At 72.3% G+C, this 25,780-nt stretch carries 20 protein-coding genes, 1 tRNA gene and 1 pseudogene; 13 read left to right on the top strand and 9 right to left on the bottom strand.

What is annotated here, in order from left to right; all coding sequences use genetic code 11:
- Positions 1-96: 96 nt before the first annotated feature.
- A complete protein-coding gene (locus ACFYL4_RS19600) occupies positions 97-699 on the top strand; it encodes a DUF3566 domain-containing protein (RefSeq protein WP_387519766.1) in 603 nt (200 codons plus the stop codon).
- Positions 700-885: 186 nt separating this feature from the next.
- A tRNA-Ile gene (locus ACFYL4_RS19595) sits at positions 886-962 on the top strand.
- 678 nt (positions 963-1,640) lie between these two features.
- Here the strand turns inward: ACFYL4_RS19595 and ACFYL4_RS19590 are convergent.
- The 5 genes and pseudogenes from ACFYL4_RS19590 to ACFYL4_RS19570 form a co-directional block, all read right to left on the bottom strand.
- Positions 1,641-2,621: pseudogene (locus ACFYL4_RS19590) on the bottom strand (IS481 family transposase); the annotation flags it as partial.
- A 42-nt stretch (positions 2,622-2,663) separates the two neighbouring features.
- A complete protein-coding gene (locus tag ACFYL4_RS19585; RefSeq protein ID WP_030533471.1) occupies positions 2,664-3,431 on the bottom strand; it encodes a MerR family transcriptional regulator in 768 nt (255 codons plus the stop codon).
- A 29-nt stretch (positions 3,432-3,460) separates the two neighbouring features.
- Positions 3,461-4,369, bottom strand: coding sequence for a DUF2268 domain-containing protein (locus ACFYL4_RS19580; RefSeq protein WP_030533470.1), 909 nt, complete (start codon positions 4,367-4,369; stop codon positions 3,461-3,463).
- A gap of 332 nt (positions 4,370-4,701) precedes the next feature.
- Complete coding sequence (locus ACFYL4_RS19575; protein ID WP_387519764.1) at positions 4,702-6,864, bottom strand: sensor histidine kinase; 2,163 nt, start codon at positions 6,862-6,864, stop codon at positions 4,702-4,704.
- Positions 6,854-7,552 carry a response regulator transcription factor gene (locus tag ACFYL4_RS19570; RefSeq protein WP_357769439.1) on the bottom strand — a complete coding sequence of 233 codons (699 nt, stop codon included), beginning with the start codon at positions 7,550-7,552 and terminating at the stop codon, positions 6,854-6,856. The genes ACFYL4_RS19575 and ACFYL4_RS19570 overlap by 11 nt, the downstream gene beginning before the upstream one ends.
- Positions 7,553-7,759: 207 nt before the next feature.
- Here ACFYL4_RS19570 and ACFYL4_RS19565 point away from each other — a divergent pair, with 207 nt between their 5' ends.
- Complete coding sequence (locus ACFYL4_RS19565; protein ID WP_387519761.1) at positions 7,760-8,527, top strand: L,D-transpeptidase family protein; 768 nt, start codon at positions 7,760-7,762, stop codon at positions 8,525-8,527.
- A gap of 47 nt (positions 8,528-8,574) precedes the next feature.
- The gene (locus ACFYL4_RS19560; protein WP_387519760.1) at positions 8,575-8,826 is read left to right on the top strand and encodes a hypothetical protein; all 252 of its coding nucleotides are present in this window, start codon (positions 8,575-8,577) and stop codon (positions 8,824-8,826) included.
- A 15-nt stretch (positions 8,827-8,841) separates the two neighbouring features.
- Here ACFYL4_RS19560 and ACFYL4_RS19555 read toward each other — a convergent pair whose 3' ends face one another.
- Positions 8,842-10,128: an MFS transporter gene (locus tag ACFYL4_RS19555; RefSeq protein WP_387519758.1), complete on the bottom strand. Its 1,287-nt coding sequence runs from the start codon at positions 10,126-10,128 to the stop codon at positions 8,842-8,844.
- A 128-nt stretch (positions 10,129-10,256) separates the two neighbouring features.
- Here ACFYL4_RS19555 and ACFYL4_RS19550 point away from each other — a divergent pair, with 128 nt between their 5' ends.
- Positions 10,257-10,832 (top strand): TetR/AcrR family transcriptional regulator, encoded by a 576-nt coding sequence (locus ACFYL4_RS19550; protein ID WP_387519756.1) that lies wholly within the window; start codon positions 10,257-10,259, stop codon positions 10,830-10,832.
- 134 nt (positions 10,833-10,966) lie between these two features.
- On the opposite strand, the gene ACFYL4_RS19545 is transcribed toward ACFYL4_RS19550, so the two are convergent.
- The gene (locus tag ACFYL4_RS19545; protein WP_387519754.1) at positions 10,967-11,650 is read right to left on the bottom strand and encodes a TetR/AcrR family transcriptional regulator C-terminal domain-containing protein; all 684 of its coding nucleotides are present in this window, start codon (positions 11,648-11,650) and stop codon (positions 10,967-10,969) included.
- 39 nt (positions 11,651-11,689) lie between these two features.
- Between ACFYL4_RS19545 and ACFYL4_RS19540 the strand changes: the two genes are divergently transcribed.
- The 3 genes from ACFYL4_RS19540 (at position 11,690) to ACFYL4_RS19530 (ending at position 16,854) form a co-directional block, all read left to right on the top strand.
- Positions 11,690-12,625: a CPBP family intramembrane glutamic endopeptidase gene (locus ACFYL4_RS19540; RefSeq protein WP_387519752.1), complete on the top strand. Its 936-nt coding sequence runs from the start codon at positions 11,690-11,692 to the stop codon at positions 12,623-12,625.
- A gap of 140 nt (positions 12,626-12,765) precedes the next feature.
- Positions 12,766-15,096, top strand: coding sequence for an ATP-binding cassette domain-containing protein (locus ACFYL4_RS19535; protein WP_387519750.1), 2,331 nt, complete (start codon positions 12,766-12,768; stop codon positions 15,094-15,096).
- A gap of 387 nt (positions 15,097-15,483) precedes the next feature.
- On the top strand, positions 15,484-16,854 hold the full coding sequence (locus ACFYL4_RS19530) for an MFS transporter (RefSeq protein ID WP_387519748.1): 1,371 nt from the start codon (positions 15,484-15,486) through the stop codon (positions 16,852-16,854).
- 160 nt (positions 16,855-17,014) lie between these two features.
- Here ACFYL4_RS19530 and ACFYL4_RS19525 read toward each other — a convergent pair whose 3' ends face one another.
- Entirely contained in the window at positions 17,015-17,683 is a 669-nt protein-coding gene (locus tag ACFYL4_RS19525) for an alpha/beta fold hydrolase (RefSeq protein WP_357768141.1), read from the bottom strand.
- Positions 17,684-17,801: 118 nt separating this feature from the next.
- Between ACFYL4_RS19525 and ACFYL4_RS19520 the strand changes: the two genes are divergently transcribed.
- Positions 17,802-20,864: a LuxR C-terminal-related transcriptional regulator gene (locus tag ACFYL4_RS19520; protein ID WP_387519746.1), complete on the top strand. Its 3,063-nt coding sequence runs from the start codon at positions 17,802-17,804 to the stop codon at positions 20,862-20,864.
- 503 nt (positions 20,865-21,367) lie between these two features.
- On the opposite strand, the gene ACFYL4_RS19515 is transcribed toward ACFYL4_RS19520, so the two are convergent.
- Positions 21,368-22,651 carry an activator-dependent family glycosyltransferase gene (locus ACFYL4_RS19515; protein ID WP_387519744.1) on the bottom strand — a complete coding sequence of 428 codons (1,284 nt, stop codon included), beginning with the start codon at positions 22,649-22,651 and terminating at the stop codon, positions 21,368-21,370.
- Between the two features lie 242 nt (positions 22,652-22,893).
- On the opposite strand from ACFYL4_RS19515, the gene ACFYL4_RS19510 reads away from it, so the two are divergent.
- The 4 genes from ACFYL4_RS19510 to ACFYL4_RS19495 are packed head-to-tail and all read left to right on the top strand — an operon-like array spanning position 22,894 to position 25,755.
- A complete protein-coding gene (locus ACFYL4_RS19510; RefSeq protein WP_387519742.1) occupies positions 22,894-23,478 on the top strand; it encodes a GNAT family N-acetyltransferase in 585 nt (194 codons plus the stop codon).
- Positions 23,479-23,531: 53 nt separating this feature from the next.
- Positions 23,532-24,524 (top strand): 2,3-diaminopropionate biosynthesis protein SbnA, encoded by a 993-nt coding sequence (gene sbnA / locus ACFYL4_RS19505; RefSeq protein ID WP_387519740.1) that lies wholly within the window; start codon positions 23,532-23,534, stop codon positions 24,522-24,524.
- Complete coding sequence (gene sbnB / locus ACFYL4_RS19500) at positions 24,521-25,513, top strand: 2,3-diaminopropionate biosynthesis protein SbnB (protein WP_387519738.1); 993 nt, start codon at positions 24,521-24,523, stop codon at positions 25,511-25,513. The genes sbnA and sbnB overlap by 4 nt, the downstream gene beginning before the upstream one ends.
- A 38-nt stretch (positions 25,514-25,551) precedes the next feature.
- Positions 25,552-25,755, top strand: coding sequence for an MbtH family NRPS accessory protein (locus ACFYL4_RS19495; RefSeq protein ID WP_357768160.1), 204 nt, complete (start codon positions 25,552-25,554; stop codon positions 25,753-25,755).
- Positions 25,756-25,780: the final 25 nt, after the last annotated feature.

The raw sequence follows: 25,780 nt of genomic DNA, 5'->3' as shown, positions 1-25,780 counted from the left end.
GCGTTAAGCCCAGTACGTCCCGCGGGGAGCGTTTCGGCGGCCCCGCGGGACACCCGGATCGACCCGTCTCAACGAAAGTCCAGCGGTAGCGCTTCTATGTCTGAGAACCAGCGGAACACCACCAGCAACGAGTCCGACGCGGCTGCCACCGCCGGTGACGCGGACGTGGAGAACGCGGTCCCGACCGCTGAGGACTCCTCGGAGCCCGCGCGGGAGGAGCCCGAGGCGGCCGAGTCCCGGTCGGAGCCCGGGATGACGCCCCCGACCTCCGGGGAGGCGGCGGCCCCGACCGAGCCCTCCGCGGTCAAGGCGACCCTGTCGAGCCGCAAGGCCCACCTGACGGTCTCCCGCGTGGAGCCGTGGTCGGTCATGAAGTTCGCCTTCGTGGTCTCCCTCGTCTGCTTCATCATCCTGTTCGTCGCGGTCGCGGTGATCTACGCGACCCTGTCGATGCTGGGTGTGTTCGACGAACTGACCAACATGATCAACGCCCTGATGGAGGGCGACGGCGGGGACGACGAGTTGGGCCTGAACCCGGCCGCCTGGTTCTCCCCGGGCCGCGTCCTGGGCTACACGGGTGTGATCGGCGCGCTGAACGTCGTGCTCATCACCGCCCTGTCCACGGTGGGCGCGATGCTGTACAACCTGGTCTCCGACCTGGTCGGCGGTGTCGACGTGACGCTCTCCGAGGCCGAGTAGTCCCGAGCTCCCGTCCGGGCCCGGTTCCTCCGCGAGGGACCGGGCCCGACCCGTCCGGAGCACTCCCGAAACCCGCTAAAATAGGAGGTGAAGAGGGCGCTCGCAGGTCGGCGCACCCTCCTCCCCACCCCGAGGATTCCGGTTCGCTCCGCCCCACGGGATGCGGTAGAGTTCCACACGGAACGCGGGCGTATAGCTCAGTCGGTTAGAGCGCATCCCTGATAAGGATGAGGCCCCAGGTTCAAGTCCTGGTACGCCCACCAGCGAAAAGGCTCCCACACGGGGGCCTTTTTTCATGCCCGGACACGGGAACCCCATCCGTGGGCGCGGGCGACTCGTCTTCATGTCGACACCCCGCCGAATCGCCATGTCGACTCGGCGGGGCGCCCCGGCGGCACGCGACACCGTGCGGCGAACGCTCACCACAACCCGTCCCGGTCCTCCCCTCGAAGGACCCGGCTCGAGGAGTTGAGCGGATCGGTGAACTCCATCTTCCGCCCGTCTGCCAGCAGGGAGACGGCGACGTGCTCCCTGTCGGTCCCGCTGGGGACCGGGCAGGAGAACTCCAGGACCGCGGACGCGCCGAAGGCCCCTTCCGACGGGTGGAGTCCGCTCTGTGGGAGCTCCGCTCCCGCGGTCGCCTCGTGTTCCTCGCCGCCCGCTTCGCAGCGGACCTCGGGAAGCGTGTCCTCCCGGTAGTGGCTGGAGTCGTTGATGACGACGACCTCGAACTCCAGGTGGTCCCGGTCCCGCTGGTCCGACGTGGCCATGCGGGCCGCGGTGACCGTGTAGAGAAGGCCTTCGCGGGAGTGCCAGGAGTCCCTGTCTCGCGCGAGTTCACCGAAGTGGTGGGACGGTCCGAGGTTCGGGCTCGCCACCCCGGTCAGTGAGGCGACGAGCAGGGTGAGGAGGGCGGCCGCGACTCCGGAGCACACGGCGGTGTACTGACCGGGGACATTGATCAACCGCGTGAAGGGCGGCTGGTTGGCGCAGGCCGTGTGGGGTCGGTGATGGTTGTAGTGATGCAGCCATGACTCGAGAGCGTCGCGTCGTTCTGCCTCTGAGCAGTAGCAGCGGGCGTAAGCCCACCCGTCGGCCATTGTGCGGTGGAAGCGCTCGACCTTCCCGTTCGTCTGCGGGCGATATGGGCGCGTGTACCTCGGACGGATCGACAGCGCCTCGCAGGTACCGCGCCACAGATTCGACCGGTACGCACCGCCGTTGTCGGACAGTACTCGCTCGATCGTGACCCCACGCTCGGCGAACCAGTTGACAGCTCGTTGCAGGACGCCAACGGCAGTGACAGCAGTCTCGTCGTCGTGGATCTCGGTGTACGCGACGCGGGAGTGGTCGTCGATCACGGTGTGGACGTAGGCGTAGCCCAGCTTGGGTCCGCCGTGCTGATTGCGTGGCTTGTCCGGCGTGGCGACGCGGTTGCGGTCGCCTTGGCGTCGGCCGACGTAGCGCCAGCCACCGCCGTCGGGGATGTTCCCCAGCTTCTTCACGTCCACGTGCACCAGCGACCCGGGGTGCGCGTGCTCGTAACGACGGATCGGTTCGCCGGTCGCCCGGTCGACGTGCGACAGCCGATTCAATCGAGCAGTGGTGAGGATGCGGTGGACGGTGGAGGGCGCGATCCCGAGCCTCGCTGATAGTTGAACTGGCCCTTCCCGCAACCTGATCCGCAGGTTGACGCACCGCTTCGTGACGGGCTTGCTCGTCTTGTTCGGCGAGCTCTTCGGGCGCGAGGACCGGTCGTGCATGGGCTCGCCGGCGCGGTAGCGGTCGACCCAGCGTTTCACGGTCGGCCACGAGACCTGGAATCGGGCGGCGGCCTCACTGATCGGCCAGCCCTCCTCGACGACGAGTTGGGCAACCTTCAGACGGTGACGCGGTGTGAGGGCAGCGTTGGGATGGGACATAGCATCTTTCGGTACGGGACGGCGCCGCGGCATCCGCCGCTGTCAGGCCGGATGCTGCACGTGGATGCGCAGGGCGTTCGCGGCGAACTGCGCGGCTTCTGGGCTGCCGAAGGTTTGGTGGAAGTCGGGGTTGGTTTCGTAGAGGTCGGCCATGCCTTGCACCATTGCGGCGGATCGTTCGGCATCGCCGGCGTGGGTGGGTGTCCCGGGGATGTCAGCGAACCAGGCCACGTGGTCGGCAGCGTGCGCTTGAGCAACTGGTGAGCCGGGTGTGTGGCCGGCTTCGTGGATTTCTGCCCACCGCGTGAGCAGGGCCTGGGCGTTGGCCTGCCAGTCGCGTTGCTGTTCCACGGACTTGGCATGCCACCACCGGTTCGACGCGTCGAAGGCCTCGCGTCCCCACCGTCGTACGACCTCGGCCTCGTAGCGGTCGTTGAAGCCTTCGAGCATCACATCCATGCGCGGTTCGCGGCCCTCGCGGCGCATCTGCAGGGTGTGCTTGACCGCGCTGATGCGCCGGTCCAGGGCCTCGCGGTCCTCGGCGAGCTGTGTCAGGTGGGCCTCGAGCGCTTCGACCTCGGCGGTCGGCGTCTCGGGGGCGTCGAGCACTGCGGCGATGTCGGCCAGTGGCATACCCGTGTCGCGGAGCAGAAGGATGCGTTGCAGGCGAGCGACCGCGTCGGGACCGTAGTAGCGGTAGCCGTTGGACCCGACGCGATCGGGTTCAAGCAGCCCGATGCGATGATAGTGGCGCAGCGTGCGGCCGCTGATGCCTGCGCGTTCAGCGAGCTCGTGCACCGTCCATTCCATCACCGGGCTCCTGTCGATCGACGTGCTGCTCAGTGTGCCGCGTCTGTGGTCAGGCCCAGCCGTGGCAGCGCAATGCGCAGGATATCGGACGCGGGAGTGCGGACGTTTTGGGCGGCCGTGGCGGCCGTGGCGTCGAGGTATTCGCGGACAAGCCGAGCACCGGCTGCATAACCGGCCCCGGTCGGCAAGCCGACAGGCTCGGCACCGAACAGTTGTGCGCTCGAGTCGCCCAGCACCCAGGCGGCGAAGTCTGCCATTCCTGTGACGCCCAGGCCGCTGGCAACCTTCGCCAGGACCTGGTCGTCGGAGCGGGTTTCATCGCGCACGAAGTGGGTGTAGCCGGCGGCGCCATACAACTCGGACGCGAAAACGTCGGCGAGCCCTTCGGACACAACGTGCTCGCCAACCATCACCGTCTGTGGGTCCCACACGATCCCGCCGGGTGAATAGCGCACGTTGTGGTGCAGTTCGTGGACCGCGATCGCCTCGAGGCGATCGAGAACGCGCGAGGTGGGCCAGACGGTGATGGCGATGTAGCCGCTGATGCCGCCGAACCCTGACATCCCTTGCACCTCGTCGACGAAGTGCTGGCTGGTCGGATCTCCCAGGACGAGCAGCACGTTCAGGTCGGGGATGGTCACACCCGGATCGGCAGACGTCAACGCTGCGACCCCGTCCTCGAGGGCCTTCTCGATGCGGGTCCACGCATCGGCCGCGACAAGGGATTCCAGACCTTCGCGGACCTGCTCGATCGCGGAGTCCGGACGGAAGCCGAAGTTCTGCTGGTGCACGGTGGCCATGTCCACGCCGCCGGGGATGAAGTGGTACATCCCGGCCATCGGAGCCCACATGTCACGGATGAGGTCGGCGCGATCCTTCGCGTCCGCCGTCAGGACTCGGTTCATGCCCGAGGCACTGTCAATCATTGAAATGGTCATGACAAGCGACCGTAAACATTGCCGCTACGACAAGGTCAACCGTTTCCTCGATCAATGTCCCCGGTCAGTACAGCTAGGGGGATGGTCCACGTGATCCTTCTGGTCATGGGGTGTCCGTCTCCGTTGAGGGGGCGGGCGCGTCGTCTCGGTCGAGGGCGCCTCACCGGGAGCGGTGATCCCGTGAGTGACTCGTCCGCGTTCCGGCGGGTGATCCTCCGCCACGTCCTGCGGCGGTTCGGTGACGTCGTCGATCGCTCCACATGTTCGGGGGTCGTTCACGGTATCCGGGAAGCCCGTGGTCCGGGGCGCCCGGACCGACGGAGACGGCGCGCCTACCCGGAGCCGCCTGTACCACCGCTCCCTTCCGGGGGACCCGCCAGTGGCAGCCGGAGTGTGAAGGTCGTGCCCTCCCCCACCGTGCTGCTCGCCGTCACCGTTCCGCCGTGCAGCTCCACCATGCCGCGTACGATGGCCAGCCCCAGGCCGCTGCCGCCGGTGCGCCGGTTGCGGGAGCGGTCCGCCCGCCAGAACCGGTCGAAGACGTGCGGCAGCTCCTCCTCGGAGATGCCGACCCCGGTGTCGGCCACCCGGATCACCGCGTGCTCCTCTGCCCGATCGGCCCGGACCGTGACGGTTCCGCCCTCCGGGGTGTGCCGCAGCGCGTTGCCGACCAGGTTCCCCAGGACCTGGAGCAGCCGGGTGCGGTCGGCGACGAGCGTGACCTCGCGCGCCTCGTCGACCAGGCGCACCCCGGCGTCCTCCGCGTGCAGCCCGTGGCCCGCCACCACCTGCGCGACGAGCGGCCCGACCTCCACCGGTTCCGGGGCGAGGCGCAACCTCCCGGCGTCGGCCAGGGCGAGGTCCTGGAGGTCGTCGATGAGCGCCTGGAGCAGCAGGGTCTCCCCGAGGAGCATCCGCACGCGGTCCGGGTCGGGGTCGACCACGCCGTCCTGGACGGCCTCCAACCAGCCGCGCAGGTTGCTCAGGGGCGTCCTCAGCTCGTGCGACACGTCGCTGACCATGGCCTTGCGCTGGTCCTCCGCCCGCTCCAGGTGCTCGGACATCTCGTTGAACGCCTCCGCGAGGCGGCCGATCTCGCCCGAGTCGCGGACCTCCACCCGGGCGGCGGGTCCGCCGCCGTCCCGCATACGGTTCACGGCGTCGGTGAGCGCGTGCACGGGGCGGATCAGCCGGGTCGCCAGGGTCGTGCTCACCACCACCGTCAACAGCAGGACGAGCAGCACGACGCCGCCCAGGCGCAGGGCTCCCTCACGCGAGAGGGACAGCCCGGCCTCCGGGCTCTCCCCGGGGTCGTCGATGAACAGGAGGGCGGCCGGAGCCACGTAGGGGTCGAGCTGGGCGCGCCGGGCGGCGTCCAGGCAGGCGGCGGCCTCGGGGCCCAGTTCCACCCTGGACAGGGTCAGGCCCTCGGCCACGGCGTCGGATTCGGAGCTGCCGGGCCAGGGCAGGGGCTCCGGGACCTCCTCTGGAAACTCCTCGACGGGGTACGGAGGGCGCTCGGCGGGGGTTTCGCCCGGTAGGGGGGCGACGGGCTCCTCCGTGGGCGGGAGCCCTGTCTCGGGGAGGGGCCCGGGATCGACGGTGTCCGCGGGCGTGTCGGGTTCCGCGCCGCCCGGATCGTCGGGGGCGGTGGGGGCGCGGGCCTCGTCCGGGGACGGTCCCGGTGAGTCGGGGGGAGAACCGGTGATCACGAGTCCGCCCGTGCGGCCGTCGACGGCGTAGGCGAGGTCCGTTCCGGGTGCGCCGCAGTCGGAGGCCCGGCCGTTCAGGTCGGCCAGCGCCTCCACCTCCGCGCCCACCGGCTGGTCCAGCGTGGGGAGACCGCAGTCGGCCCACATGTACGCGTCCCCGCGCTCCGCCTCGACGGCGGGGCGCCCGGTCGGCCCGGTCACGACCTCCGCGGTGAGGCCGTAGACCTCCTCCAGGCAGGACGCCACCCGGTCCGCGCTCGTACGCAGCGTCGCGCGCTCCTGGTCGGACAGGGCGAAGGGACCGACCACACGGGGGTCGATGCGGTCCCCGTCCTCGGTCGTCAGCGTCACGTCGACCGCGAGCGGGTCCACCACCGACGACGTGCGGGAGGGCGTCGGCGGGGCCTCCCCCTGGCCGCCGTCCGGCGGGGCGGCGGAGTCGGCGATCACCGCCCGGCCCTCGGTGGTGAGGACGATCCGGCGACCGGTCTCCTCGGCGAGGTCGGCGACGTCCTCGCCGACGCCCGCCCAGTCCCGGTGCGTGGCCGCGTATCCGACGAGGGTGTCGTGGATGTGCGTGTCCACCGTCAGGGTCTCCCCCTGCTGGTGGGTGATCGACTCCGAGGTCCGCTGCACCGAGAGCCAGGCCGTCGCGGTGATCGAGCAGACCGCCACCAGGACCGACCCCGCCAGCAGTCGGAACAGCAGGCCGTGCCGCAGGGAGGGCCGCCGCCGTACCCGGCGCGCGCGGCCGCGCCGGTGGCGCGGCCGCTCAGCGGACACGGTCGGGCCCCGCCAGCTTGTAGCCCACGCCGTAGACCGTGACCAACCGGACCGGTCGCCGGGGGTCGGGCTCGATCTTGCGACGCAGGTTCTTCACGTGGACGTCGATGGTGCGCCTGGTGATGTATCCGCTGATGCCGTGGATGGACTCCAGCAGCTGGGTCCGGCTCAGTACCCGCCCGGGCCGCGCCGCCAGGGCCTGGAGCAGCTGGAACTCGACGGGGGTGCACGGCACGGGTGCGCCGTCGACCCGCACCGTGTGCCGGGCCGGGTCCACGGTGATCGGTCCCGCGTCCAGGACGCGCTCGTCGTCGCGGACCGGGGCACGGGAGCGGCGCAGCAGCGTGCGCACCCGCGCCATCAGTTCGCGGGGGCTGTAGGGCTTGGTGACGTAGTCGTCCGCGCCCAGGTCCAGCCCGGCCAGCAGGTCCTCCTCGGTGGAACGGGCGGTGAGGAGCAGGACCGCCACGTCCGATTCGGCGCGCAGGGCCCTGCACGCCTCCAGGCCGCTCATCACCGGCATCATCACGTCCATGACGACGAGGTCGGGCCGGTCGCGGTGGTGCTCGTCCAGCACGGACCTTCCGTCGTGGACCACCCGGACCGTGTGGCCCTCGTGCTCCAGGTACCGGCGGATCAGCTCGGCCTGGTTCACGTCGTCCTCGGCCACCAGGACATGAGCGCACACGTGTCGGCCCTCCCGTTCTCCGGCCGGGGAAGGAGGCTCCCGGCCTCGTCGATCGTATGGCCGGCGGCGCCGGGGGGAGGCGGGGCGGTCACGAACGCCGCAGGTCACCACATGGGACGTGCACAGCGGGCACACGGGTTCTTCACATGGCCCGGCCAGTCTTCATGGTGTCCGGCGCGGAGAGTCCCGCCGGAACCCCTCGACCGGATGGAACCCATGCGCCGATCCCTGACACGCCGCGGCACCGTCGGGCCCCTTCCCGTGCTGGTCGCCGCCGCCGTTCTGGCAGCCGCCCCCGCCTGCTCCTCGCCGGAGTCCTCGGACGCGGCTCAGGAGGCCGCCGAGGTCCTCGAGGCGGAGGAGGCGAACGCGCCGGAGGGCGAACGCGTCGCGACGGTCCTCGCCGACGAGATCGAGGTCCGCTCCGAGCCGGGCGGCGGCGAGGTGGTGCACACCCTCGCCAGCCCGAACGATCTCGGCGCGGACCGGGCCTTCCTGGTCCGCGAGGTGCGGGGCGACTGGTTGGAGGTGTTCCTGCCGGTGCGGCCCAACGGCTCCACCGGCTGGATCGACGCCGACGACGTCGAGATCACCGTCACCGCGTACCGCGTGGTGGTCGACATGGCGGAGTTCTCCTTCACCGTGACCGAGGGCGGTGAGGAGGTCCTGACCGGCCCGGTCGGTATCGGCACGGGCGAGACCCCCACTCCCCCCGGTGAGTACTACTTCACCGAGCTGCTCCGGCCCTCGGACCCCGGCGGAGAGTACGGCGCCTACGCCTTCGGCCTCAGCGGGTTCTCCGACACCCTGGAGAGCTTCGCCGGAGGGCCCGGCCAGCTCGGGGTGCACGGGACGAACGACGAGTCGGGGCTGGGCGGCGAGGTCAGCCACGGCTGTGTCCGGGTGTCCAACGACGACATCGTCTGGATGGCCGAGCGCCTGCCGGTCGGCACGCCGGTCGAGATCACCGAATGACCGCTCACCGAGCGGCAACCCCCTACACCAACGACGAGAGGTCAACCATGCGCGTGAAGTTTCGAGTGCTCGCCGTCGCCGCCCTGACGGCGGCCTTCTTCGGCACCGTCCCGGCGTTCGCCTCGGACGACGCCCCGGAGGCCCCGGCCCCCGTCTCGGAGTCGGAGTTCCCGACCGAGACGCCCTCCGGTGAGCCGGAGGCCCCGGGCCCGGGGCAGCCGGAGGAGCCGGAGCCGAACGACCCGGCCGAGGCCGGTCCGGTCACCCCGATCGAGGAGGAGCCCGCCTACACCGGCTGACCCCGGCACCGGAGCTCAGCGGCCCCGTTCTCCTTCGTGGAGGGCGGGGCCCGCGCTGTCCGCGCTGTTGGTCGAGGCCGGGGACGCCGGGGTGTCGGTAGCCGCAGGGCGGAGCACCATGCGGTGCGCCAGGACGGAGAGGCCGAGGGCGGCCAGGGCGGCCGCGGCGGCGACGAGGGTGACGTACCGGGCCCCCAGCGCCTCGATCCCGCCCGCGCCGACGACGCCGGAGGCCGCGATGGCCAGGTAGAGCACGCTCTGGTTCAGGGACAGCAGGACGGGGGCGGCGGCGGGGTTCAGGGAGATGATCCGGTGCTGCTGCGGCGTGGTGATGGCGAAGGAGGCCGCGGCGTAGAACGCGACGACGGGGACGGCCAGGAACAGGGTCGTGGTGGAGAGGGGGACGAGCAGTAGTCCGACAGCGAGGAGGACGAGGGCGACGGCCACGACGCGGGAGCCGCCCCAGCGGTCGGTGAGGGAACCGGCGGAGAGGTTGCCGACGGCGCCGGCGATCCCGCCGACCATCATCAGGGCCGCCAGCGCGAGGCCGCTGCCGCCGGTGGCGGGGGCGTAGACGACGCCGATGTAGGTGTAGGGGACGAAAACAGCGGTGAAGGCCACCAACGTGGTCGCCAGCAGCATGAGCACGCGTCGGTCACCGAGGGGGCGGAGCCGGTCGCGGAACCCTCCGGCGTCGGGGACCTCGACGCGGCGGGGGACGGCCAGGGCCACACCCGTCAGGCCGACGGTGGCCAGCAGGGTCGCGAACCAGAGGGTCGCGCGCCAGTCGAGGAGCCCGCCCAGGGCGGTTCCGAGGGGTGCGCCGAACGCGACGGCGGCGGTGAAGCCGGTCACCACCAGCGCGATGGCGCGGCCCTGGAGGCGGGGCGGCACCAGGGCGGCCGCGGTGGCCGAGGCGTTCGGGATGTAGAGGCCGACCCCGGCGGCGGCGATGACCTGGGCGGCAAGGAGCTGGCTGTAGGTGTCGGCCATCGCGGAGCCCGCCGAGCCCAGGAGGTAGATCAGCGTCGCGGTCAGGAGCACGGTGCGGCGGGCCCACGCGGCGGTGAGCGCGGTCAGGACCGGCCCGCTCACGGCGCAGGTCAGGGCGAACACGGTGACGACCTGGCCCGCGCCGGCCACGGAGACGTCGAAGGCGTCGACGAGCATCGGGAGCAGTCCGGCGAGGACGAACTCGCCGGTGCCCACGGCGAAGACGCCCAGCGCGAGGATCGCGACCGGGGCCATCCCGGTGGCTGGTCGGGGGCCGTTCATCGGCGGGGCCTGGGGCGAACGAGCCATTGCGGCCACGTCCTTCCTGGTGGGGGGAGGTCCGTGGACGGGGTTTCGCGCACGAACTAGGATGGTACCGATCGGTTCCGTCTGAAACGGTACTGATCGGTTCCGTCTTGGTCAACACAGGAGTTCCGATGCCCGTCAAAGCCCGTGAGAGGCTCATCCAGTCCGCTGAGAGGCTGTTCTACGCCGACGGCATCCGCGCCGTCGGGCTGGAGCGCCTGCTCACCGACTCCGGTGTGGGGCGGGCGTCGTTCTACCGCCACTTCTCCAGCAAGGAGGAGCTGGTGGTGGCCTTCCTCGGCGCCTACGAACGCGCCTACCGGGACTGGCTGGTCGAGCGCACGGAGGCGTTGGGCGGCACACCGTTGGCGGTCTTCGACGCGCTCGTCGACCACGCGGAGAACTCCGACTTCCGCGGCTGCGCGTTCATCAACGCCGTCGCCGAGGTGGCCGAACCGGCGGACGAGATCCGTCGCATGGCGAGCGAGCACAAGGACGCCGTCGTGGGCTTTCTGCGCGAACTCCTGGTCCGCTCCGGTCACCCGGACGACCCGGACCTGGCCCGCCAGCTCCTGCTCCTGATGGACGGGGCCACGGTCACCGAGCTCCACGAGAGGTCGAGCCGGCCGGCGCGCCAGGCGAGGGAGATGGCCCGGGCGCTGCTGGCGGGTGCGGGCGCGGGCCGGGCGGCCTCGGAGCGGGACTGACGCCGGGGGCCCGGTGCGCGGGTCGTCTTGTCGACGACTCGACGTGTCGACCCGTCGCCTTGCCGATGCGGAGGGGCCCTCGTGTCGGCCTTCAGGGATGCTCCTCGGCGTGTGGCCGCCGGGCCCGCCGGGGATCAGGCCCCGTGTTCCGCCCCGATCCCCCGCACGACGAGGTCCAGCGCCTGGTCGAAGAACGTGTGCTCCACGGCCAGGGCGTCGGCCTCCGACACCGCCGTCGCCAGGGCGCCCTCGTGTTCCTCGGCGGGGCTCTCCTTGGCCGCGCGCATCGCGACGGCCGAGGTGGCCGCGCCGAGGATCTGGTTGGACACCGCCCGGATCGCGACCGCCCGGCGCTCCTCCCCGCCGCCGAGCCCGCCGAGGGCCTCGATGATCCGTCGCGACAGGGCGACCGCGTTGGGTCCGACGAGCGGGCGCGATCCGGCGAACTCCGCTGCCCAGGTGTGCTCGGTCAGTGCCGCGTAGAACCGCCGCGCGGTCTCCTTGACGGCGGCGTCCCACGGCAGGCCGTCGGCGGGCGGTGCGGCGGCGGCCCCGGCGAGGATCTCGTCCACGGCCAGGTCCACGAGGTCCTCCCGGCGCTCGACGTACCAGTAGAGGCTGGTCGCGTGCACGCCGAGCTCGGCGGCCACCCTGCGCATGGTCAGGGCGGAGGAGCCCTCGCGGTCGAGCAGGGTGATCGTCGCCGCGACGATCCTGTCCCTGCTGAGCGCGGGTTGGGTGCGCCGTCGGCGCGGGGCGCGGTGGAAGACGCTGTCGATCCGCTGGTCGGGGGGCTGTTCGTCCATGTCCGACAGCATACAAGTAATCATACGTTGTCGGATGCTCTCCAACAGTGTATGTTTCTCGGCATGGCAACCGAGACCCCCTCCTTCCGTCCGCACCCCTCCGCCCCCGCGGCCCCGTCCCCCGACCCGTCGCGGACCACCGCCGTCGACCCGCGCGGCCTCGCCGCCTTCCTCGTCGTCGCCTTCGCCTTCTCCTGGACCGCCTGGTGGCTCGTCCCGAGGTTCCTCGACGGAGGCGACCCGACCCCGGCCGTGCTCGTCGGCGGCTTCGGCCCGATGGTGGCCGCGATCCTCGTCACCGCCCTCACCCGGGGCCGCTCCGGGGTGGCCGCGCTCTTCCGCCGCCACTCGCTCCGCCGACGCGGCGGCGCGTGGCCCTACGTCATCACCGCGCTGATCGTCCTGGCCATCGCGGGATCGGCCGCGCTCCCCGTGTATCTCGGAACCGCCGAGGTCGAGGAGGCGGCGCTGCGGGCTGCGCTCCTGGGCGTTCCGGTCCAGTTCCTGCTCATCGCGCTGGTCGGCGGCGGCAACGAGGAGCTGGGGTGGCGCGGGTTCGCCCTCCCCCGCCTCCAGGGAGCGCTCCCTCCGCTGGCCGCCAACGTGACCCTCGGGGCGGTCTGGGCCGTGTGGCACGCCCCGCTCTTCGAGATGGCGGGCACCATCCAGTCCGAGGTCCACTTCCCCGCGTACGCCCTGCTCTGCGTCGGGCTCACCGTCGTCATGGGCCACGTCTTCAACTCCGCCAGGGGCGGGGTGCTCGCCGCCGTGGTCGCCCACGCCGCCGTCAACGTCGTCTCCGGGCTCAAGGGGATGCTCGTGGGTGACCCCGCCGGGATGTTCGAGGTCACCGCCGTCCTGGCCGTCGCCGTGTTCCTCGCCCTGGTCACCCGGGGCCGGCTGGGCCTGCGCCCCGCCGACGACGGCCGCACCCCCTCCGCAGGGGCTCCGGCCACCGTCGCGGAGCCGGTCACCGCCGGGGCCTGAGACCCCCACCGCCCTCCGGCCGCGGTCGCCCTCCGACCCGCCGCCCTCCCCGACCCGACCCGCCGCCCCGAACGGGCCGTCCCAGCACCGGGACGGCCCGTTCGTCGAGGCGGGAGCGCTGACCGGGTACATCTGGTGACATGACAGAGTTCGACGACCGCATCCGGGTGCGCGGCGCCCGCATCCACAACCTCAGGAACGTGGACACGGAGCTACCCCGTGACGCCCTGGTCGCCTTCACCGGCGTCTCGGGCTCCGGTAAGTCCTCACTGGCGTTCGGGACCCTCTACGCGGAGTCCCAGCACCGGTACCTGGAGTCGGTCGCGCCGTACGCCCGGCGCCTCCTCCAGCAGCTCCCCGCGCCGGAGGTGGACGACATCACCGGGATGCCGCCCGCCGTGGCCCTCGCCCAGCCCCGCTCCGCGCCGTCGAGCAGGTCCACGGTGGGCACCCTGACCACGGTCTCCAACACGCTGCGCATGCTGCTGTCGCGGGCGGGCACCTACCCCGACGGAGCCGAGCGCCTGGACTCCGACTCCTTCTCCCCCAACACCGTCGCCGGGGCCTGCCCGGTCTGTCACGGGGAGGGCATCGAACACGAGGTCACCGAGGGGTCGTTGGTCCCGGACCCGTCGCTGAGCATCGCGCGGGGGGCGGTCGCCTCCTGGCCCGGCGCCTGGCAGGGCAAGAACCTGCGCGACATCCTCGACGCCCTCGGGTACGACATCCACCGGCCCTGGCGCGACCTGCCCCGGGCCGAGCGCGACTGGATTCTGTTCACGGACGAACAGCCGGTGGTCACCGTCCACCCCGTCCGGGAGGCGGGCCGTGTCCACCGCCCCTACCAGGGCAAGTACAGCAGTGCCCGCCGCCTGGTGCTCAAGGCGTACGCCTCCTCCGCGAGCGAGGCCCGCCGACGCCGGGCGGCGGAGTTCATGGTGGACCGCGACTGCCCCGAGTGCGGCGGACGGCGGCTGCGGCGCGAGGCCCTGCGCGTCACCTTCGCCGGGCACACCGTCACCGAGCTGGCGGCGCTGCCCCTGTCCGGGCTGGCCGCGCTGCTGCGCCCCTGGCGCGCGGAGTCCGGCGCGGCCGGGACCCTCGCCGAGGAGATCACCGCGCGGGTCGGGGTTCTGGAGGAGTTGGGCCTGGGCTACCTCAGCGCGGACCGCCCCGCGCCGACCCTGTCCACCGGCGAGTTCCAGCGGATCAGGTTGGCCACCCAGCTCGGTACCGGGCTGTTCGGCGTGGTCTACGTGCTCGACGAACCCTCGGCGGGGCTGCACCCGGCCGACTGCGAGGCGCTCACGGGCATCCTGCGGAGGCTGCGCGACGGCGGCAACACGGTGTGCTTCGTCGAGCACGACCTCGACCTCGTGCGCGGCGCGGACTGGATCGTGGACGTCGGCCCGGACGCGGGCGAACGCGGGGGCCGGGTCCTGTACAGCGGTCCGGTGGACGGTCTGCGCCGGGTCCCGGAGTCGGTGACCCGACGCTACCTGTTCGAGGAGTCCGCCCCCGAACGCCGCCCGCGCGAGCCGCGCGCTCACCTGGAGCTGAGCGGGATCACCGGCAACAACCTCCGGGGGCTGGACCTGGACGTGCCCCTCGGCGTGTTCACCGCCGTCACCGGGGTGTCCGGCGCCGGCAAGTCGACGTTGCTGGCGCGGATCGCCGACGGGGCCGCCGGGCGGGGGCGCGTGGTGTGGGTGAGCCAGCAGCCCATCGGCCGTACCCCGCGCTCCAACCTGGCCACCTACACGGGGCTCTTCGACACCGTCCGCAAGCTGTTCGCGGGTACCGACGACGCCCGCGCGTACGGCTACGGACCGGGCCGGTTCTCCTTCAACGTGGTCGGGGGGCGCTGCGCGACCTGTGAGGGCGAGGGGTTCGTGTCGGTGGAGCTGCTGTTCCTGCCCACCGCCTACGCGCCCTGCCCGACCTGCGGCGGCTCCCGCTACAACGACGACACCCTGCGGGTGCGGTACCGGGGGCTCACCGTCGCGGACGTGCTTGCCCTGTCGGTGGAGGAGGCGGCGGCGTTCTTCACCGAGGAGGCGCCGGTGCGCCGGGCCCTGGACACCCTGGCCGGGGTCGGCCTGGGCTACCTGCGGCTGGGGCAGCCCGCCACCGAGCTGTCCGGCGGGGAGGCCCAGCGGATCAAGCTCGCCACCGAGCTCCAGCGCCGCAGGGTGGCCGACACGGTGTACCTGCTCGACGAGCCGACGACCGGTCTGCACCCGTACGACACCGACGTCCTCATGGGGCGGCTCCGGGACCTGGTGGAGGCAGGCGCCACGGTGGTGGCGGCCGAGCACGACATGCGCGTCGTGGCCACGGCCGACCACGTCGTCGACCTGGGTCCGGGCGGAGGGTCGGAGGGCGGACGGGTCGTCGCCCAGGGGTCCCCGGAGCGGATCGCGTCCGTGCCGGACAGCCGGACCGGCGCGTACCTGAAGGAGCTGCTGTGACCCCGGCGGGTGCCGACCGGGAGTCGTCTCCGATCGACGTGACGACGAGTCGACACGTCGACGAGTCGGCATGAGGGCGAGCCAGGGCGACGAGGCGTCTCACCAGGTGGACCAAGCGTGGGGTTCTCCGGTTCGTGACCGGCTGGTCGCGAACCGCCAGCCTCCCTCGTCAGAGGGGGTTCCCCACCGACCGTTCGGTCAGTACAGGTGTATCTAGCTGGGAAAAGTGAGCCCCAGTGTAGAAAGTGCACTGCATCACATGGCATGGTGTGCTGGGGCTCGTGATCTGTCCCGGTATCCACCGTTCCGTCTACGGGCAGGGGGCCGACGACACGGGCCCGGCAGAGAACTCGGCCCCCCGGCCGGTAGAGAACCTACGGAGCAGCAATGGCGACTTCCGACGCCACGGTCCCAGGACCCGGTGGAACACTCGACCCCAAGGAGAAGCGCAAGGTCCTCGCGGGGACCATGGTCGGGACCACCATCGAGTGGTACGACTTCTTCATCTACGCCCAGGCCGCGGGCCTGGTACTGGCACCCCTCTTCATGGCGCCGCTGGCCGACGCCAACCCGGGCGTGGCGCAGGTGCTCTCCTTCGCGACCATCGGGATCTCCTTCCTCTTCCGCCCCCTCGGCGCGATCGTGGCCGGACACCTCGGGGACCGGTTCGGCCGCAAGAGAATCCTGGTGTTCACCCTCGTCATGATGGGTGTCGCGACCTGCGCCATCGGTCTGCTGCCCACCTACGCGCAGATCGGCATGGCCGCGCCGGTCCTGCTCATCCTCCTGCGCATCGCACAGGGCTTCTCCGCCGGAGGCGAGTGGGGCGGAGCCGCCCTGATGTCCGTGGAGCACGCGCCGGTCGACAAGCGCGGCTTCTTCGGCGCCTACCCGCAGATCGGCGTCCCCTGCGGCATGATCCTGGCGACCCTGGTCCTGTGGGGCATCACCACGGCGATCGGCCAGGACGCCTTCCTCGAATGGGGCTGGCGCATCCCGTTCCTGCTGTCCTTCCTGCTGATCATCATCGGCCACCTCATCCGCAAGACCGTGGAGGAGTCGCCGGTCTTCAAGGTGATGCAGCACCGCCGCGCCAAGTCGTCCGCCCCGCTCGGCCAGCTGTTCCGGAAGAACACCAAGGAGGTCGTGCTCTCCGCGCTGATCTTCGTGTCCAACAACGCCGCCGGGTACCTGGTGATCGCGTTCCTCGCCACCTACGCGTCGCGTCCGGTGGAGGAGATGGGGCTCGGCATGGAGCGGGGCCCGGTTCTGCTGGCCACCGCCCTGGCCTCCTTCGGCTGGTTGATCTCCACCCTGTACGGTGGCTGGATCTGTGACCGGATCGGCCGGGTGCGCACCTTCCAGATCGGTTACGTCCTGCTCGCCGCGTGGGCGGTCCCGATGTGGTTCCTGGTCGACACCGGCGACATCTACATGTACTTCCTGGGCGTCTTCGTCTTCACACTGACCTTCGGCCTGAGCTACGGCCCCCAGTCGGCGCTGTACGCGGAGATGTTCCCGGCGGAGGTCCGCTACTCGGGCGTGTCCATCGGCTACGCCCTGGGCGCCATCCTCGGCGGCGCCTTCGCCGCCATGATCGCCGAGATGCTGCTGTCGGCGTACGGGGTGTCCTGGACCATCGGCGTCTACATCATCGGCCTGTCGGTGATCTCGTTCGTCGCGGTCTCCCTGGTGCCCAAGAGCATCCAGGGTGTCGACCTGCACGTCGACGACAGCGACCCCGCCCCCGCCGAGTAGGGGGAGCGGGGCCCGCGCGGGCGGGGCGGCGGCCGGTGCCGCCGCCCCGCCCGTTCGCCGTTCCGGGCCCCGGTGTGCGGGGAGCCGTGTCGACACGTCGCCATGGTGACTCGGCGACACGGCGACACGGGAGGTCCCGGTGCCCTCAGCTGGAAGCGGGTCAGCTGACGACGCCGCGCACGTGGTCGATGACCTCGCCGTTCCACATCAGGGAGATGTGTTCGACGCAGCCGACCCGGATGTTGTCGGCCCCGGGCAGCGAGGTGCTGTCGGTGGGTGAGATGACGATGTCGCAGGGCGAGCGCAGGGTCGTGTACCGCACCGGTCCGGGCGTGGGGTCGCCGCCGTTCAGGCCGTTGAGGAAGTCGGACCCGTGCCGCATCTCCTGGCAGGGTGTGATCGGGGACGGGCACAGGTTGGCGATGTTGGTCCCGTTGTTCGGGCCGCCGATGGAGATCCACTGGTCGACGGTCTCCGTGCCGCCGAGGTTCTTGATGTAGTAGCGCGACGACAGGCCGCCCATGGAGTGGGTCACCAGGTGCACGCGGTCGGCGCCGTGCTGGGCGCGCACGCCCTCGATGTGGTCGCCGAGCAGCCCGGCGATGGTGGTGTTGGACCGGGCCCAGTCGTAGGAGAAGACGTGCAGCCGGTCCTCGGGGTAGCCGGAGTCGACGAGGGCGGCGCGCATGGCGTCCCACTGGCCGCCCTTGCCCATGAACCCGTGGACGAAGACGATCGGGGCGGGGGCGTTCGCGGCGGCGGGCGCGGCCTGGAGCGCGGTGGTGAGTGCGAGGACGAGTCCGCACAGGAGCGCGGTCAGGCGTCTCATGTGACCTCCGGGGGTGGGGGAAGCGGGGAACCCCGATTGTGTGCCACGGGTCACACGGGCGCATCGGCCGAATCGCCGGTCTCTTTACTCGGACTTAACTCGCGAGTAACTTGAGGGTGTGATCAGCGTGAACCCGCTCACACGCACGACGCGCCTCCACGGGCGCGACCGCGAACTGCTCACCGTCCGCCGACTGCTCGACGCCGCCCGCTCGGGGAGCGGCGGCGGCCTGCTCGTGACCGGCCCCTCCGGCATGGGCCGCACCGCCCTGCTGGAGTGCGCGGAGGAGGGGGCCCACGACCTCGCCGTGCTCAGCGCCCGCGCCGCCCCCGGCGAGGGACGGCTGCCCCTGGCCGGTCTGCACCAGCTCCTGCTTCCCGCGCTCCCCCTGCTCCCCCGCCTGCCCCGCGCCCAACGGGAGACGCTCGCCCGGGCCCTGGACACCGGGGACCCCGGAGAGGCGCTCCCGCTCGCCAACGCGGTCCTCGGGCTGTGCGCCGAGGCCGCCTCGGAACGCCCGCTCCTGTTCCGCGTGGACGACGTCCACCTGCTCGACGCCCCCTCGCGTGAGGCGGTGGCGTTCGTGGCGCGCAGACTCACCCACGAGGGGGCGGCGGTGCTACTCAGCGCCAGGGACGCCGACCCCGACCGGCTCACCGGGATCCCCGTGCTCCGGCTGCGCCCCCTGGAGGCGGGCGCGGTGCTGGACCTTGTGGCGGAGGCGGCCCGGGACGGGCGTCCGGAGGGACTCGCGGACCCGGTGGCGGCGGCGCTCGCGGAGGCGGCGCAGGGCAACCCCCGCGCCGCCCTCGAACTGCTGGAGGGGACCGACCCCGAACAGAGGTCGGGCGCCGCGGCCCTGGAGCAGCCGCCGCGATCCCGGGGCGAGCTCACCGACGCCTTCACCCGGGCGCTCGCCCGGATCGACCCGGCCACCCGGCTCGCGCTCGTCCGGTTGGCGGCCGACCCCCGCGCCCCGGCGGCTCCGGTGCTGGGAACCGACCCGTTGAACGCCGGTGCCCACGCTGGTGCCCACGCAGATGCTGCCAGCGGTGCCGGAGCCGGTTCCGGTCGCTCCGGCCCCCGCCGGGACAGCGCCGACACGGGTGGCGCCGCGCTTTCCGACCCACCGCACACCGTGACCGGCGGCATGGAACCCGGTGGTGTCACCCCCGCCGACCCCGACCCCTGCGCCCCCGACCCCTGGGCGGCCGCCCGCGACGCGGGGCTGGTCACCGACCCCGGCCGGGCGACGGCCTTCACCCACCCGCTGGCCCGGTCCGCCGCCTACCACCGCGCCTCCCCCGCGCAGCGGCGCTCCGCCCACCTGGACCTCGCCCGCGCGTACGCGGCGGCCGGGGACACCGGGCGCGCGGTCTGGCACCGCGCCCTGGCCGAAGGCGTGCCCGACGAGCGGGTCGCCGCCGCCCTCCACGAGGAGGCTCACCGGGCCGTCGAGCGGGACGGGCACGCCCCCGCCTCCCTGCTCCACGAACACGCCGCCCGGCTCACCCCGGACCCGGCCCTGCGGGGCCTCCGGCTGACCGACGCCGCCCGCTCCGCGTGGCTGTCCGGAGACCCGGCCCGCGCCCGTCGGGTCCTCGCGCGGGTTCGCCCGGCCCCGCCCGCTCGCCCCGTTTCCGGGGACGCCTTACCGCACCGGGACCGCGACACCCGGGTCCGCGACGTCCAGGACCGCGCCGACCTCCTGCGCGCCGAGATGGACCTGCGCTCGGGGGTGGCCATCGACGCCTTCGCGCGCCTGGGGCCCGCCGCCGACCGGTTGGCGCGCAGCGACCCCGGCGCGGCGCTACGGGCACTGCTCCAGGCGGGTGAGGCCAGCTGCCTGTCCGGCGACCACGAACGGTTCTTCGCCACGGTGCGCCGGGCCCGTGACCTCGCGGAGGGCGTCACCGCGTCTCTCGCGGCGGACACCCGGGACGGGCCGCGCGGTGCCGACCGCCCCTGGGACCGGCTGGTCCTCGACTACATGACCGGCAAGGCCGCCATGTTCCAGGGACGCCACGGCGAGGGCGCGGCCCTCCTGGAACGGGCGGTGGAGACGGCCGACCGGATCGGCGACCCCCAGGCGCTCGTGCTGGGCGGGATCGCCGGTCTCCTGCGTGGCGACCACCTGCGCACGCGGGCCCTTGCGGGGCGGGCGGTGGCGGTGGCCCGCCGCACCGGGGCGTACACGCTGGTCCCGCAGGCGCTGGAGTTCCTGACCTACGCGGAGATGTGGTTCGGTCGGCTGTCCCTGGCGCAGGGCAGCGCCGCCGAGGGCCTGCGGGTGTCCCTGGAGTCCGGGCAGGACAACTGCGCGAGCCACCACCGGGGCGCGCTGGCCTTCGTCGCGGCGATCCGGGGCGACGAGGACGCGTGCCGTGAGCACGCGGGGACCGCTCTCGCCCTGGCCGGGGAACACGACGTCGGGCTGCCCGCCGGGCTGGCGGCGTGGGCGCTGGCGCTGCTCGACCTCGGCTCGGGGCGTACCGCCGAGGCGGCCATGCGGCTGCGGACCCTGGCACGGTCGGGGCCGGGTAGCGGTCACGCCGCGGTGCGGCTGCTGATCACCCCGCACCTGGTGGAGGCGTCGGTGCGCGGCGGGGTGGCGGTGCGTGTCGACGGCGCGGTGGAGACCTTCGCCAGCTGGGCGGAGGCCACCGGCCAGGACACCGCGCGGGCTCAGGTGATGCGCTGCCGGGGGCTGCTCGGTGCGGGGGCCGAGGCCGACCGGTACTTCGAGCGCGCGCTGGACCTGCACGCGTCCGGGTACTGCGACTTCGAGGAGGCGCGCACCCGGCTGCTGTACGGCGGGCACCTGCGGCGCTCCCGCCATCCGGGGCGGGCCCGAGAGCATCTGCGCGCCGCGGTCGAGGTCTTCGACCGCCTGGACGCACGGCCGTGGGCGCGTCAGGCCCGGGAGGAGTTGCGCGCGGCGCGTGGCAGCACGGCGGCGCGGACGGGCGGCGGGACGGACACGGGGGCGGTCGGCGGCGTGGACCTGCTCAGCCCGCAGCAGATGCGGATCGCCCGACACGTCGCGGAGGGCGCCACCAACCGGGAGGTGGCGGCGCGGCTGTTCCTGAGCACCCGCACGGTCGACCACCATCTGCGCAACATCTACAGCAGGCTGGGTATCCGCTCCCGGGTGGAGCTGGCCCGTCTGGTCGGCGGATAGCCCATCGGCCGTTCGCGGCCCCTGCCCGCATCCGCGGCCCGCATCCGCCGTCCCTCCGGGGCTGCCGCCGCGCCTGCCCGTCGGCGACCCGCCGCCGAAGCGGGGACCGCCGTGCTCCGGTGCGGCCCGCCGAGGCGAGAAGGGGTGTCTCCCGGGGCGGTCCGGGCGTCGACATGTCGACCTGTGGCTTCGTCTCCAGATCGCCCCGTCGACGTGTCGAGGGTGCGACGGGTCGACTCGGTGCGGGTGTTTCACGTGAAACATCCGCCCGGGGGAAGCCGGTGGGTGACGCGTGGAGCTTCGGCGCCCACCTCGTGAACTCCGCCCTGCCCACCACGCGACGCCGAACCGGCCCGCGCGCTGGAAGTACCGCCGGGACCGTGCGCTGTCAGTCCGAGGCCCCGGTCTCACGCGCACCGTCTGCCCCCGCTCCCCCGCGCGCCACTTGTCCCACCGGGTCGTGAAGCACCTCCCCCACGCATCGCCCGTACCCCTCGGCCCCCTCAGTTCCCGACCGGGGCGGCGGAGTGGCGCCGCACCGCCTCCTCCAACGTCGCGACGAAGGCGTTCGGGCTCGGTTGGGTCAGGGCCTCCTCCCGCAGACGCAGCGCCCCCCGCTGATATCTCCCGTCCGAGAGCAGAGCGTCGACCGCGTCGCGCACCCGCTCCCCGGTCGCCTCCGGCGGCGCGATCCACGTCCCCGCCCCGGCCTCCTCCACTCGGCGGCTGAGGAAGGGCGCGTCGAGGTCGTTCGGGATGAGCAGCTGCGGGACCCCGGCCGCCACCGCGCTGTTCACGGTCCCCCACCCGCCGTGGTGCACGATCGCCGCACAGCTGGGCAGCAGGGCCTGGAGCGGCACGAACCCCTCCACGCGCACGTTCTCGGGCAGGGGGCCCAGGGCCTCCTGTTCGGTCTCGGCGACGGTGGCGACGATCTCCGCGTCCAGCTCCGCGAGCCGGTGGACCAGCGACCGCACGGACAGCGCGTGGTCGCCGAAGCGCTCGGCCTCGGTGGTGCCGAGGGTGAGGCACACGCGCGGCCGCTCCGGCGGCGCCCACAGCCATGGGTCGACCACCGACCTCCCGTTGTGGGGGACGTACCGCAGGCCCAGGTACTCCAGGCCGCCATCGATCCGCAGCGGCGGGGGCAGCTGCTCGATGGTGAAGTGCCCGTGGGTGAGCCGTTCGTCGAAGGCCACCCCGTGCCGGGCCGCGCTCCGGCGCAGCCAGTCGGCCAGGGGGTCGACCCGCTCCGCCTCGGGCTGCTCCGCCATGAACTCCAGGTAGGTCCGGCGCACCCACCCGTACAGGTCGGCGCCGCAGGTGACCCTGGCGTGCACGGCGCCGACCGCCTCGGCGGCCACGGAGGCGGCGTAGGTGCCGGGCTCCCACAGGACGGCGTCCGGGCGCCACCGGCGGCAGTACTCGACCAGCTCGTCGCGGATGGGGTCGTTGACCATCCGGAACCACCAGGGCACGAGGTTGGCGTAGCCGTCTCGCAGGTACTCCCAGGTGATGTCCTCGGGTGCCATGTCGACGACGTCGAAGGGGACGGACTGGCCGGCCCGGGCCGTCTCCCTGCGGTCGGGGAACAGCCGCAGCAGCCGCCAGAAGTCGTGGTCGCTCCCCACCGGGACGCAGGTCAGCCCCGAGGAGGTCACCGTGTCCACGAGCTCGGGCTGGCAGGCGACCCGCACCTCGTGGCCCGCCGTCCGCAGGGCCCAGGCGAGCGGGACCATGCTCAGGAAATGCGTCTTTTCCGATCTGGTCGCGAACAGGATTCGCACCGATGCCTCCGGGTTCTGGAATTCACTGGTGAATGGGAACTGTAGGGCGTTCCGTCGTTTCCGCTCGCCCTGTCGGCGGATTCCGGAATCGCTAATGCCATCACATCCGCTCAGGCATTGACCCGCAAGAAGTGCCGGGGCTAGGTTCGACCCGATTCCTCACCATTGCCCACGTCCCGCTGGCGGGACGGTGTGACGAGGTGCGTCCGAATGACGCCTCACCCGAAGAACGGAGCTGTCCCTTGCTGTTCCCGCACGTCGAGACCCGTCGGCTGAAGCTCGTCCCCTCGACGGCCACTGAGGAGACTTTCGACATCCTCCTGAGCGGCGGCGTGGAAAGCCTTTCCGACATCGACACCTACCTCGCCGACCACCGGCGGTCGGACATCAACGCCTACTTCCTGGCCGTGTCGAAGGCGACCGGGAAGACGGTCGGCTTCACCACCCTGCACGAGCTCAACCAGCCCGCCGGGCACGTCCAGGTCGGCCTGTACAGCGACATCCGCCAGGAGAACCTCGGGCTCGGCGGCGAGTCCGCGATTCTCACCATCAACTACGCGTTCGCGATGTGGAACGTGCGCAAGGTCTACGTCCGCACCACGAAGGCGACCATCGCCAACTTCGGCCCCCAGGTGGAGAAGGCCGAACCCGAGGCGACTCTCCGTGACCATTTCTATTTCTGTGGCCGACTCTGGGACGTCCACATCTACTCGATCAGTCGTGACGACTGGGCCGAATGGGGAATGCCGGAGATGATCGAACGATTCCTGGTGACCGGAAAGGCGGGGAGGAACATCCCGAAGAAGGTCCGGGAATCGCTGTCCTAGGTAGCGACGAGACGCCCAGTGGGAACCTGGGGTCCGGGGAAGGTCCTGATCCGATGAATAACCGTCCACCTCAGGGAGTGCTCTCCACGGTCGGAGGCACACCCCTGATCCGGCTGGGCCGTCTCTTCGCCGACCGCGAATTCGATGTCCTGGCGAAGATCGAGGGGATGAACCCGGGCGGCAGCATCAAGGACCGGGCCTCCGTCAGCATGCTCGTCGGGCGGGTCCGCTCCGGTGATCTCGTCCCCGGGCGTTCGGTGGTGGTCGAGTCCAGCTCCGGCAACCTCGCCATCGGTATGGCCCAGGTGTGCGGCTGGTACGGCATCCGCTTCGTGTGCGTCGTCGACAGCAGGACCACCAGCCAGAACCTCGCCATCCTGCGGGCCTACGGCACGGAGGTGGACATGGTGGACCGGCCCGACCCGGCGACCGGCGAGTACCTGCCCGCCCGCATCGCTCGGGTCCGCGAGCTGGTCGACCGCATCCCCCACGCCTACTGGCCCAACCAGTACGCGAACGAGCTCAACTCCCGGGCCCACCACACCACCATGGCCGAGATCCTCGAGCAGGCCGGGGGCCCCGTGGACTACCTCTTCGTGGCCACCAGCTCCTGTGGGACGGTCACGGGCTGCCGCGAGTACCTCGCCGAGCACAGCCCGCACACCCGGGTCGTCGCCGTGGACGCGGAGGGCAGCGCCATCTTCGGCCGCCCGCGCGGGCCCCGGCTGCTCCCCGGGCACGGGGCGGCGGTGCCCCCGGCCCTGTACCGGAAGGGGGTCGCCGACCAGGTGGTGCACGTCAGCGACCTCGACGCCGTGGTGGGCTGCCGTCGCCTGATCCGCCGGGAGGCGCTGCTGGCCGGGGGGTCCTCGGGGGCCGTGGTCAGCGCCGTGGAGCGGCTCGCCCCCGAGCTGCCCCCGGGCGCCACGTGCGTGGCCGTGCTGGCCGACCGGGGCGAGCGCTACCTGGACACCATCTACGACGACACGTGGGTGCGCGACCACTTCGGTGAGGTCGCGCACCTGTGGAAGGAGAACGACCGATGAGAGTGCTGCGCCGCGCCGACGTCCGAGCCGTCCTGGACGGCGAGGAGAAGACGGTCCTGGACGTGGTGGCCCGTACGTACGCGGCCCACGACCGGGGGGAGGACGCGCTTCCGCACTCGGTGTTCCTGCGCTTTCCCGGCAACACCACCGACCGGGTGATCGGCCTTCCCGCCTACGTGGGGGGTTCCGAACCGGCGATCGGGATGAAGTGGATCGCCTCCTTCCCGGGCAACGTCGCACGGGGCGGTGAGCGCGCCACCGCCGCGATCCTGCTCAACTCCCCGCTGGACGGGAGCCCGGTCGCCCTGGTGGAGGGCGCGGTGGTCTCGGCGCGCCGGACCGCCGCGAGCGCCGCCCTGGCCGCGGGGCTGCTCCTGGAGGGCGCGCCGGAGGGGTACGACGCGGGTGTGTCGCTGGTCGGGTGCGGGGTCGTCAACCGCGAGGTGCTGCGCTTCCTCCGGGCGCGGCTGCCCGCCCTCCGGAGGGTCACGCTCATGGACCACGACCGGGGTCGGGCGGCGTCCTTCGCGGCGTCGTGCCGCACGACCTGGCCGGAGCTGGAGTTCTCGCTCGCGGACGACCACGAGGAGGCCCTGCGCGCCCACCGGCTCGTCTCGCTGGCCACGACGGCGGGCACCCCCTACCTGTCGTTGGACGCCTGCGCCCCGGGGACCGTCGTCCTGCACCTGTCCCTGCGCGACGTCCTGCCGGAGTCGATCCTCAAGGCCCGCAACGTCGTCGACGACACCGACCACGTGTGCCGGGCCGACACCTCCCTGGACCTGGCCGCCCGCGAGCGCGGGGACCGGGGGTTCGTGGAGGCCGAGATCGGTGCGCTCGTGCGGTCGGGGGCGGCGCACGACCCGACCAGGACGACCGTCTTCTCACCGTTCGGCCTGGGCACCCTCGACACCGCGCTGGCCGCCCACGTGCTCTCCGAGGCCCGGTCCCGGGGGCTGGGCACCGACATCGCCGACTTCCTGACCTGACCTGACGCCCGTCCCCACCAGAACCAAGGAGGAGCCCCGTGTTCCCGAACGAGGAGTTCGACGTCGTCCTCAACCACGAGGAGCAGTACTCGCTGTGGCCCGCCGACCGGGAGCCGCCCGAGGGGTGGACGCGGGAGGGCACGCGCGGCACCCGGCAGGAGTGCCTCGACCACATCGAACGGGTCTGGACCGACATGCGTCCCCGCAGTCTTCGTGAACGGATGGCCCCCGGCCGCGCCTGAGAGCGGCGGCCGGGAGGACCACACA

The organism is Nocardiopsis sp. NPDC006938 (genome assembly GCF_042869555.1).
Taxonomy (GTDB): domain Bacteria; phylum Actinomycetota; class Actinomycetes; order Streptosporangiales; family Streptosporangiaceae; genus Nocardiopsis.
The sequence above is the reverse complement of the archived record's forward strand: the minus strand, read 5'-3'. Positions and strand labels throughout refer to the sequence as shown.